General features: G+C 30.7%; 14 protein-coding genes. 1 reads left to right on the plus strand and 13 read right to left on the minus strand.

The features are described from left to right. Positions 1–9: 9 nt before the first annotated feature. From fabZ to ACRDBA_RS11495, 12 genes are all read right to left on the minus strand, one after another. Complete coding sequence (fabZ, locus tag ACRDBA_RS11440) at positions 10–432, minus strand: 3-hydroxyacyl-ACP dehydratase FabZ (RefSeq protein WP_438573049.1); 423 nt, start codon at positions 430–432, stop codon at positions 10–12. A gap of 1 nt (position 433) precedes the next feature. Further along, positions 434–934 carry an acetyl-CoA carboxylase biotin carboxyl carrier protein gene (gene accB / locus ACRDBA_RS11445; RefSeq protein ID WP_438573050.1) on the minus strand — a complete coding sequence of 167 codons (501 nt, stop codon included), beginning with the start codon at positions 932–934 and terminating at the stop codon, positions 434–436. Between the two features lie 18 nt (positions 935–952). After that, positions 953–2,188, minus strand: a complete 1,236-nt coding sequence (gene fabF, locus ACRDBA_RS11450; RefSeq protein WP_438573051.1) for a beta-ketoacyl-ACP synthase II — start codon at positions 2,186–2,188, stop codon at positions 953–955. A gap of 14 nt (positions 2,189–2,202) precedes the next feature. Next, positions 2,203–2,943 carry a 3-oxoacyl-[acyl-carrier-protein] reductase gene (gene fabG / locus ACRDBA_RS11455; RefSeq protein ID WP_438573052.1) on the minus strand — a complete coding sequence of 247 codons (741 nt, stop codon included), beginning with the start codon at positions 2,941–2,943 and terminating at the stop codon, positions 2,203–2,205. A gap of 10 nt (positions 2,944–2,953) precedes the next feature. Then, positions 2,954–3,886, minus strand: a complete 933-nt coding sequence (gene fabD, locus ACRDBA_RS11460) for an ACP S-malonyltransferase (RefSeq protein WP_438573053.1) — start codon at positions 3,884–3,886, stop codon at positions 2,954–2,956. After that, positions 3,879–4,817 (minus strand): enoyl-[acyl-carrier-protein] reductase FabK, encoded by a 939-nt coding sequence (gene fabK, locus ACRDBA_RS11465; protein ID WP_438573054.1) that lies wholly within the window; start codon positions 4,815–4,817, stop codon positions 3,879–3,881. Before fabK ends, fabD begins: the two co-directional genes overlap by 8 nt. Positions 4,818–4,876: 59 nt before the next feature. Beyond that, positions 4,877–5,095 (minus strand): acyl carrier protein, encoded by a 219-nt coding sequence (locus ACRDBA_RS11470; protein WP_438573055.1) that lies wholly within the window; start codon positions 5,093–5,095, stop codon positions 4,877–4,879. 149 nt (positions 5,096–5,244) lie between these two features. Then, positions 5,245–6,222 (minus strand): beta-ketoacyl-ACP synthase III, encoded by a 978-nt coding sequence (locus tag ACRDBA_RS11475; protein ID WP_438573056.1) that lies wholly within the window; start codon positions 6,220–6,222, stop codon positions 5,245–5,247. Between the two features lie 10 nt (positions 6,223–6,232). Next, a complete protein-coding gene (locus tag ACRDBA_RS11480; protein ID WP_438573057.1) occupies positions 6,233–6,685 on the minus strand; it encodes a MarR family winged helix-turn-helix transcriptional regulator in 453 nt (150 codons plus the stop codon). 247 nt (positions 6,686–6,932) lie between these two features. Further along, positions 6,933–7,670: an MgtC/SapB family protein gene (locus ACRDBA_RS11485; RefSeq protein ID WP_438573058.1), complete on the minus strand. Its 738-nt coding sequence runs from the start codon at positions 7,668–7,670 to the stop codon at positions 6,933–6,935. 147 nt (positions 7,671–7,817) lie between these two features. Then, positions 7,818–8,231 (minus strand): hypothetical protein, encoded by a 414-nt coding sequence (locus tag ACRDBA_RS11490; protein ID WP_438573059.1) that lies wholly within the window; start codon positions 8,229–8,231, stop codon positions 7,818–7,820. Positions 8,232–8,333: 102 nt separating this feature from the next. Beyond that, on the minus strand, positions 8,334–8,831 hold the full coding sequence (locus ACRDBA_RS11495) for a flavin reductase (RefSeq protein WP_438573060.1): 498 nt from the start codon (positions 8,829–8,831) through the stop codon (positions 8,334–8,336). A gap of 113 nt (positions 8,832–8,944) precedes the next feature. On the opposite strand from ACRDBA_RS11495, the gene ACRDBA_RS11500 reads away from it, so the two are divergent. Further along, complete coding sequence (locus ACRDBA_RS11500) at positions 8,945–9,259, plus strand: cytochrome C biogenesis protein (RefSeq protein WP_438573061.1); 315 nt, start codon at positions 8,945–8,947, stop codon at positions 9,257–9,259. Between the two features lie 35 nt (positions 9,260–9,294). On the opposite strand, the gene ACRDBA_RS11505 is transcribed toward ACRDBA_RS11500, so the two are convergent. Next, positions 9,295–9,509: hypothetical protein (locus ACRDBA_RS11505; RefSeq protein WP_438573062.1), on the minus strand; the 215-nt coding region annotated here is incomplete at its 5' end.

The following is a 9,509-nucleotide window of genomic DNA, read 5'->3' on the forward strand; positions in this document are numbered from 1 at the left end:
AATACTCACCTATCCTATAGCAAATAGCAATTCAGCTTCACAAGCCTTCTCACCATTAACTGTTGCAATCCCTTTACCTACTCCAATAGGACCTCTAAACTTTATTATTTCTACATGTAAGTCAAGCTTATCCCCTGGAACAACTTGCTTTTTCCATCTTACTTTATTGGTTCCTGCAAATAACGGGATCTTACCTTTATTTTCTTCTTTACTTAATACTGCAACTGCTCCTAATTGAGCCATAGCTTCTAGTATTAATACACCTGGCATAACTGGATAATCTGGATAATGTCCTTGGAAAAACGGCTCATTAATTGATACATTTTTATAACCCTTTGCACTTACTCCATCTACAATTTCTTCTACTCTATCTAATAATAAAAAAGGATATCTATGTGGTATTATTTCTTTAATTTCCTTCGGACCTAACATATTACACTCTCCTTACACTAAATAATGATTGACCATATTCAACCATTTCACCATCTTTAACTAAAATCTTTACTATTTCACAATCACTATCACTTTCTATTTCATTCATAAGCTTCATGGCCTCTACAATACATAAAATATCACCCTTTGAAACTTTCATGCCTTCTTTTACAAATGCATCCTTATCTGGTGAAGGCGAACCATAAAATGTTCCTACCATAGGTGCCTTTATATCTATAATATCAGTAGCAATTTCATCTTTACTTATAGTGCTTTCTATTACTAATTCTTCCTTTGAGGTAGTTTCTATCTTTGTTTCTCTAACAAATGTTTCTTTTTCTTCTACTTCTCTTCCTGATTCATTAGTCTTACTATTTGCTTCACTACTTCTAGTTAATGATTTATCCATTTTTAAATAATTATCATCCATCTTTAACTCAAAATATGCAAGATCTGATGAATTTATCATTTCTACTAGTTCTTTTATTTCTTTTAAATCCATAGGTACTACCCTCCTAATTTACTCCCACTTTCTAAATGCTAACGTTGCATTATGTCCACCAAATCCTAATGAATTTGTTAATGCATATTTTAATTCTGCTTTTCTTCCTTCATTTGGTACATAATCTAAATCTAAATTCTCATCTTTTTCTTTGTATCCAATTGTTGGAGGAACAAATCCATCCTGTAGAGCCTTAATACAAATTATACTTTCAATAGCACCAGCTGCTCCTAGAAGGTGTCCTGTCATTGATTTTGTTGATGATACTGGAATCTTATAAGCCTCTTCACCAAACACTCTTTTTATAGCTAATGTTTCAAATTTATCATTTAATTCTGTTGATGTTCCATGTGCATTTATATATGAAACTTCTAATTTATCTATTCCTGCTTCATTTATTGCATCATTCATTGCTCTTGCTGCACCTTCACCATTTGGATCTGGAGAAGTTATATGATAAGCATCACATGTGCTTCCATAACCAACTATTTCAGCTATGATATTAGCGCCTCTAGCTTGTGCATGCTCAAGACTTTCCATTACTAAAATCCCAGCTCCTTCACCCATAACAAAACCTGATCTTTCCTTATCAAATGGAATTGATGCTCTTTCAGGGTTATTATTAGAGTTCAATGCTCTCATACTGTTAAATCCAGCAATTGACATACTTGTAATTGGAGCTTCTGTTCCCCCAGCTAAGATTATATCTGAATATCCATGTTTTATATGTCTAAATGCATCACCAATATTATTTGTACCTGATGCACAAGCTGTAACAACTGATGTACAGATTCCTCTTGCACCATACTTTATAGCTATATTTCCTGCACCAAGATTTATAATTGCTGTTGGAATAAATAATGGTGATACTCTTTTAGGTCCTCTATCAAATAGATTTTTAAAACCTGATTCCATTGTTTCGAATCCACCTATTCCTGAACCAACAATTACACCAAATCTATCTTTATTAATGCTATCTAAATCTAAAGCAGCATTTTTTATTGCTTCATCAGCAGCTATTAAAGCATATTGTGAGAATTTATCTAGTCTTCTTATTTCTTTTTTATCTAATACTAATTCTGGATTATAGTCTTTAATTTCTCCAGCTATCTTAACGTCTAAATTTTCTGTATTTATAGATTTTATGAAATCAATTCCTAACTTTCCTTCTTTACAATTATTCCAAAAATCTTCTACATTATTTCCAAGTGGAGTTATCGCTCCTACCCCTGTTATTACAACTCTTCTATCCATTTTTTGTTCCTCCATTACATAGCCATTCCGCCATCAACATTAATAACTTGACCTGTTATATATTTTGAAGCATCGCTAGCTAAAAATGCTGCAACTTCTGCAATATCATCAGGTTCTCCTAAAGTTTTTAAAGGAATATTATTCATAATTGCTTCCTTTGTTTTATCTGATAGTACACTTGTCATATCTGTTTGAATAAATCCTGGTGCTATTGCATTAACATTAATGCCTCTGCTTCCAACTTCTCTTGCTAAAGACTTAGTCATTCCTATAACTCCAGCCTTAGCTGCACAATAATTAATTTGTCCTGCATTTCCAATAACACCTACAACTGAAGACATATTAATTATTTTTCCTGATTTTTGTCTAATCATAATAGGAGAAACTGCTCTTAAACAATTAAATACACCCTTTAAATTTACTTCTATTACCTTATCAAAATCTTCTTCCTTCATTCTCATTACTAAACCATCTCTAGTAATTCCTGCATTATTTACTAATATATCAATTTTTCCAAATCTTTCTTTTGCTGAATTTATTAGATTTTGAGCTTCATCAAAGTTGCTTATATCAGCTTTTACAGTTAATACTTCTACACCTAATTCTTTAAGCTCATTTTCTAATTCAATTGCTTCTGATTCACTACTTCTATAATTAAGTACTATATTCGCACCTAATTTAGCATATTTCACTGCAATTGCTCTACCTATCCCTCTTGCTGCACCTGTTACTATTGCGCATTTACCTTTTAACATTCTTATCCTCCTATAAATCTTTTAAAGCACTTACAGTTGCTTCTAAAGATTCTAAATCCTCTACATTATATACAGTTGCTTTTCTATCTATTCTTTTAACAAAGCCTCTTAATGCCTTTCCTGGACCTATTTCTATAAAAGTATCTATTCCACTTTCAATCATGCCTCTAATTGTTTTTTCAAAATATACTGATGACATCATTTGCTTTCTTAACAATTCTTTTATATTATCTTCTGCCTTATACGGCTCACCACTTACATTTGAATAAACTGTTTTAGTTAAACTGTTTACCTCAACTGATTGCAATGTTTTTTCAAATTCAAAACTTGAAGCTTCTAATAAAGAACTATGGAAAGGTCCACTTACCTTTAATGGTATTGCCATTCCACCTAATTCCTTAGCTATGCTAATTGCTGCTTCTATTGCTTTAAATTCACCAGCAAGAGCCACCTGACCTGGGCAATTGTAGTTTGCCCCTTCAATTACCCCAAACTCTCCTGCTCTTTCTAAAAGTTCTTTAGTTTTTTCATCATTTAACTTTAATACAGCAGCCATAGTTCCAAGATCTTTTGCAGATCCCATTATTCTTCCTCTTTCTTTAATAAGCTTTACTCCACTTTCAAGTGAAAGAGCCCCTGAATAAATTAATGCTGTGTACTCACCTAAAGATAAACCTGCTACACATTCACTTTCTATTCCATTAATTTCAAGAGCCTTTAGACAAGCTAACGATGTTAATAATATAGCTGGTTGTGTATTTTCTGTTAATGTTAATAACTCATCTGGCCCATTAAAGATTATATCCTTAATTGGCATATTTAATATCTCTTCACCTTTATCAAATATATCTTTACATTCTTCTATGTTATCATATAACTCTTTTCCCATTCCCACATACTGTGCTCCTTGACCTGAGAAAAGAAATGCTATTTTCTTATTCATTATTTCCTCCAAAAGCCTTAGTTAAATTTTTAGCTTCTTCAAAGATTTCTTCTATTATTTCTCTACATGTTTGCTCTTTATTTACTAATCCTGCAATTTGACCAGCCATTACTGATCCTCTGTCTAAATCTCCTTCTTTAGCAGCTCTTGCTAAAGCACCTCTTCCTAACTCTTCCATCTTCTCTATATCACCAGCTTTTTCAAGTTTCATAAATTCTCTTGATAATTTAGTTCTTAAAACTCTTACTGGGTGACCAGTTATTCTTCCTGTAACATCTGTATCAATATCTTTTGCAGAAAGTACCTTATCTTTATAATTTTGATGCGCTGTACATTCTTTTGCTACTAAAAATCTTGTTCCTAATTGAACGCCCTCTGCTCCTAATGCATATGAAGCTACTATACCTCTTCCATCAGCAATTCCGCCTGCTGCTATAACTGGAACTTCTACAGCATCTACAACTTGTGGAACTAAAGTCATTGTTGTTAATTGACCAACATGACCACCTGATTCTGTTCCTTCAGCTATTATTGCATCTGCACCTGCTTTTTCCATTCTCTTAGCTAAAGCAACTGATGCAACTACAGGTATAACTATTATCCCTGCATCTTTCCACATTTCCATATACTTACCAGGACTTCCAGCCCCAGTTGTAACCACTTTAACGCCTTCTTCACATACTAGTTTTGCTATATCTTCTACATTATCAGCCATTAACATTATATTTACACCAAAAGGTTTATTAGTTAGAGCTTTTGCCTTCCTAATTTCTTCTCTTACCCAATCAACTGGAGCAATTCCAGTAATTATTCCTAGACCACCAGCTTCACTTACTGCTGCTGCTAATGAAGCGTCTGCAATCCAAGCCATTCCCCCTTGAAAAATTGGATAGTCTATTCCTAATAATTTAGTTATTCTAGTCGTATTCATAAAAACTCCTCCTATTTAATAAGTCAGATAAAAATATCTGACTTAACTTTTGAGTAATATTATAATTTTGATTCTACATATGTTACAGCATCTTTAACGCTTTTAAGACTTTCTGCATCTTCTAACTGAACACCAAACTCTTCTTCTAATTCTATTACAACTTGGAATAAATCTAATGAATCTGCTCCTAATTCTTCAAAAGTAGTTTCTATTTTAACTTCGCTTTCATCTACTCCTAATTGATCTACTATTACCTTCTTTATTTTTTCAAATACCATTTTATTTTCCTCCATTATTCTTTCATTTTATTTTTTGAATATTCTATTAATAATTAATAAATTATAACTATAATAATACCTCTTATATAAATTAACTATAGGCTTTATATAAAGTTTAATTTTATTTCACAGTTTATTTACAAAGACTTTTATGATTTCCACTTAATTAATATTGAACCGTAGCTTAATCCACCACCAAATCCAACTAATACTATTAAGTCACCATCTTTTAACATAGCTCTTTCATTCATTTCATTTAAAGCTATTGGAACAGATGCTGATGATGTATTTCCAAAGCGATCTAGGTTTACATAAAATCTTTCCTTATTAACTCCTAGCTTTTTTGCTGCGAAGTCTATTATTCTAACATTTGCTTGATGCGGAACTATATATTTAATATCCTCTAGTGTATATTCAGTATCTTCTAATACCTTTAACACACTTTCTTGAATAACTGATGTTGCAAATCTAAATACTTCCTTACCATTCATCTCAATTTTTTTCTTTCTATTTTGAACATTCTGAACATAAGGATTATCAACATCTATAGCACCAATTGTTAAACAATCACCCTTTGCTCCATCTGCCCTACTAAATGATTTTATTATTCCTTTTTCATCACTTTTAGAAAGCACTGCTGCTCCCCCTCCATCACCAAAAAGTACACATGTACCTCTATCAGTCCAATCAATTACCTTTGATAATGTTTCAGCTCCAATGACTAAGGCATGCTTAAAATTTAAATCTTTCATCATTGCTTGAGCTACTTGTGTTGCAAATAGAAAACCTGAGCAAGCTGCATTTATATCAAAAGCTGTTGCTTTATCTGCACCAATGTGCTTTTGAACAATACATGCTACTGATGGTGTGAACATATCTGGTGTTATAGTCCCTACAACTATTAGATCTATATCTGCAGGGGAAACCCCTGCATTTTTAAGTGCTGCATTTGCAGCTTTAACTGCTATGTCAGACGTATCTTCTCCAACTGATATTCTTCTTTCACGAATTCCTGTTCTCTCAACAATCCATTCATCATTAGTTTCAATAAAAGTACTTAAATCATGGTTTGTTACAATCTGAGAAGGTAAATACGCCCCAATCCCGCTTATTACTATTTCTTTCATATACCTCTCCTTATTTGATTAACTCCTTTTTCCTTTTAAAGTACTCTCCTAATCTTACTAGAGATTTTATAAGCACTTCTTCTTCTTTTTCTGTTAATCCCTCAATAGTAGATTGCACCATTTCATTATGAAATTTTTCATGTAATCTATATGCTAACTTTCCTTTTTTAGTTAGCTCAACTAAAACTACTCTTCTATCTTCCTCTATTCTTTTTCTACTTACATACTCTTTTTTTATAAGCTTATTAATTGCAGTAGTCAAAGTACCTACAGTGATTTTTAAATCTTGAGCTACTTCACTCATAGTTCTTTTAGCATACATGCCTATTGCTTCGATTGTATGTATTTCTGTAACAGATAGATCGGAAAGATGCCCTGCTTGTAGGGTTTTTTCCTCAATTTCTAAAATATCATTAAATGTACGCACCAATAATTCGTTCAATACTCTTTCTGTGTTGTTCATTAACCTTCACTCTCCATCATTTATCTTAAAGTTATACTACTAATATAATAATCTAACTTTGTCGAAAATTCAATTGGTGCTCAAAATATTTTGAACATTAAATACTTTGATAATCAAACTATACAATAATCAAATTGTTTTGTCAACAAAATATTATTTTCTTAATAAATTATTTTTATTCTATTAACATTTATTTTTTAGAATTAAAATAAGATAGGTTGGCTCTAAATAATATTTTAGAACCAACCTATCCATTATCAAACTCAACTGTTTTTACACTTATTATATTTTCATTTCTTCCAAGTCTATTTAATATTTCGTTCATATCTATATATTTGGGTTTACTTATGGTATAAACAGCTATTATCATTTTATTTCCCTTATATATTATTTCTTCTTCCTCCTCTTGATTTATAAACTCAATACTTTTTACTTTTATAAAAGCTCCATCAAAAATCTCTTCTATATAGTTTTGAGTGTTACAAGTCTTATAATACTGTACTTCAACCCTTTTTAAGCTCATTTTTTCAATTACCTTATCTTGAATCTTCTTTAAAAATACAAGGGTAATTACAATAAAAACTGCACCTAAAAAGCTAGTAATATAATCACCCATTCCAACTGCCAATCCTAAACATGCTACAACCCATAGAGATGCAGCTGTAGTTAAACCTTTAATATTTCCCTTTTCATGAATAATAGTTCCTGCCCCTAAAAATCCTACCCCCGTTATAACTTGCGCTCCAAGTCTTCCATAGTCAACCTTTATTACATTAGCAAGCTCCTTAGATGTTCCAATTAACTCTATAGCCTTATTTCCAATATTTATTTGAATCAATGAAACAATTGCTGCACCAATGCAAACTAAAATATGTGTTCTAAATCCTGCTGTTCTATGATGAACTTCTCTTTCATATCCTATCACTCCACCAATAACTACAGCTAAAAATAACCTTAATAAAATATCTACAAATGTAATTTTCATTTTTATAATCTCCTATTGCAAAACAAATCCTGTCTGTACTCAATAATTTTTTAGTATTTTTTTAACTTTATTAAAATAAAAGCAATACTGTAGAAATGACAAATCCTACAGTATTACTTTATATAAATCACTTTTTTATAATTATTTTTACATAAATGCTAATAATAATGTTAATAAACTTATTATTATGCCAATTATTATAATAGCTATTTGAAGACTATATCTACCTTTTTCACTGTATATTTGTAGGTTTTCCACCTTTCCTTTAGGGTAAATAACTTCTACATCATCTCCAACAGTTAAATTAGAATAATCATCCATCGATGTGTACACTACCTTGATTTTTCTTCCCTCATCTTCTACTTCTAATACTGGATTTATACCTGTGTGATACAAGGTATTGAACTCTGGTCCAGGAGTAAGATAGGTAAATGTTTCTATAGAAACTACTTTAGCAATTTTTTTAACTCCAAATTTATATAGTCTTCTTTTAATAATTGCTAAAACAACGCCAAGGATGCTTATTAAAATACCAATAATAACAAATACATAAGTGGTCATAAGACCCCTCCTTTACAATTGATAAATTTTCTTACTCCACTATTTTTTATAGCTAATATATAATATGCCACAACCCTAAAAACGTTGTCTATTTTATTTTTTTTAATAAGCTTCTAATATTTCACCAAAGTAAATTATATGATTTGAATTGCTTCCATCATAAAATTTCTTCTTTGCATCATTATCTAAATTATCTAAATCTATATTTTGCTTTAAAATTATATTACATTCATAATACTTATCACAACCATCTACTATAGGTGTAGAAACACTTTTTGCTTTTACAAAATTTATTTCTGCTTCTCTTTCCTTATCTGTATTTCTTCCTGACTTTGTCCCACAAACAGTTAATGCTTTTTTCATATCATCTTTAAATGGTATAGAAATAGTATATGATCCACCATTTTTAATAAACTCATAAGAATATCTTTCTTCCCTTACTAAAGCTATAAAAACAGGCTTGCCCCACATAAACCCAACACTTCCCCAGCTTATAGTCATTGTATTAGCTTTTTCTTCATTTCCTACAGTAAAAAAAGCACCTTGATGACATAGCCAATCAATTGAATCCTCTAATTTATTAGTAAAAGTATCGTTCATATTTTACCCCCTTGTATGATCTTGTTTACTAATTATATATTATAGTATATCATTATTTATGAATTATTTGTATAAATATTCCATTCGGTATATTTATTAAAGGAGCGATATAAATGGAAAATGTAAAGTTTGAAATCTTTATTCCCCTTTCCTTTGTAGATAGACTTAGGGAAGAAATTAATAAAACAGGAGCTTTAACTATTGGTACTTACGACAATTGTATCTCTATAAGTAAGGTCACTGGATTTTGGCGCCCACTTGAAGGTTCTTCACCTTATATAGGAGAAACTAACTCCTTATCTTCTGAAGAAGAGGCAAAGGTGGAGTTTAGATGTAAAATAGAACTTGTAGATCTTGTATTATCAACAATAAAAAAGATTCACCCTTACGATGAACCTGTAATTAATATAATTCCATTATTAAATTAATATGTCTTGGTAGTTATTTAATTTTAACTACCTTTTTATATAACCTCTTTTTTTATATTTATATGACAAACCTTATTCCTTAATATTTCTTCTATTTCATCTATATCCTTAATATTTCCTTTTAGTTCTAGTTTCCCATAATTATTTTTTACTTTTATTTCATATATAATTTCTAAGGTAAATATTTTTATAGTAATACTCTTGATATCTTCATATAATAAAAAATATCCACTAGAATATAATATTCCTC

The sequence above is a fragment of the Clostridium sp. genome, assembly GCF_051654825.1.
Classification (GTDB): domain Bacteria; phylum Bacillota; class Clostridia; order Clostridiales; family Clostridiaceae; genus Clostridium.